This window comes from Psychrobacter sp. NG27 (genome assembly GCF_016106655.1).
GTDB lineage: Bacteria > Pseudomonadota > Gammaproteobacteria > Pseudomonadales > Moraxellaceae > Psychrobacter.
This window is the reverse complement of sequence record NZ_JADGIN010000022.1, coordinates 1-1,222: the sequence shown is the minus strand read 5'-3', so window position 1 is coordinate 1,222 and position 1,222 is coordinate 1. Positions and strand designations below refer to the sequence as shown.

The window sequence follows — 1,222 nt, the reverse complement described above, 5'->3', positions numbered from 1 at the left end:
GACTGATAGATTAGTTTAGTACGTTAGCAACAACACCAGCGCCTACAGTACGGCCGCCTTCACGAATAGCGAAGCGAAGACCTTTGTCCATAGCGATTGGGTGGATAAGCTCTACGCCCATCTCAACGTTATCACCAGGCATTACCATTTCAGTACCGTCTTGTAATTGGATTGCGCCAGTTACGTCAGTAGTACGGAAGTAGAACTGTGGACGATAGCCGTTTAGGAATGGTGTGTGACGACCACCCTCTTCTTTGCTCAACACATATACTTCAGCGTCAAACTTGGTGTGAGGAGTGATTGAACCTGGCTTAGCTAGTACTTGGCCACGTTGTACGTCTTCACGCTTAGTACCACGTAGTAGTACGCCACAGTTTTCGCCTGCACGACCTTCGTCAAGCAGTTTACGGAACATCTCTACACCAGTACAAGTGGTTTTTTGAGTGTCACGGATACCAACGATTTCGATTTCGTCGCCAACGCGTACGATACCAGACTCAACACGGCCAGTTACAACAGTACCACGACCTGAGATTGAGAATACGTCTTCGATTGGCATTAGGAATGCTTTGTCAACGTCACGCTCTGGCTCTGGGATGTAGGTGTCTAGAACTTTCAATAGTTCTACAACCGCTGGTTGACCATATTTCTCTTGTGAGCCTTTTAGGGCTTCAGTAGCTGAACCATGGATGATTGGCGTGTCATCACCTGGGAAGTCATAGTCAGAAAGTAATTCACGTACTTCCATTTCTACGAGTTCTAGCAATTCTTCGTCATCAACAACATCACATTTGTTCATGAATACGATGATGTACGGTACGCCAACCTGACGTGAAAGCAAGATGTGCTCACGTGTTTGTGGCATAGGGCCGTCAGTTGCAGATACGACTAGGATTGCGCCGTCCATTTGAGCCGCACCAGTGATCATGTTTTTAACATAATCGGCGTGACCTGGGCAATCTACGTGAGCATAGTGACGTGCTTCTGTGTCATATTCTACGTGTGAGGTGTTGATGGTGATACCACGTGCTTTTTCTTCTGGTGCTGAGTCAATAGACGCGTAGTCTTTGGCTTCGCCACCTGAAGTGATTGCAGCAACAGTCGCGATAGCAGCTGTTAGGGTTGTTTTACCGTGGTCAACGTGTCCGATGGTACCAACGTTGACATGTGGTTTTAGACGTTCAAACTTGGCCTTTGCCATGAGTATTTCCTCTTTTTTTGG

1 protein-coding gene is annotated in these 1,222 nt (G+C 47.1%); it reads right to left on the bottom strand.

All coding sequences use genetic code 11. The features are described 5' to 3' along the window. Positions 1 to 10: 10 nt before the first annotated feature. Positions 11 to 1,201, bottom strand: coding sequence for an elongation factor Tu (tuf, locus tag IP485_RS13670; protein WP_194365355.1), 1,191 nt, complete (start codon positions 1,199 to 1,201; stop codon positions 11 to 13). Positions 1,202 to 1,222: the final 21 nt, after the last annotated feature.

Coding starts and splice junctions, on each gene's coding strand:
- tuf (WP_194365355.1), bottom strand. CDS start 1,201: ATGGCAAAGGCCAAGTTTGAACGTCTAAAACCACATGTCAACGTTGGT.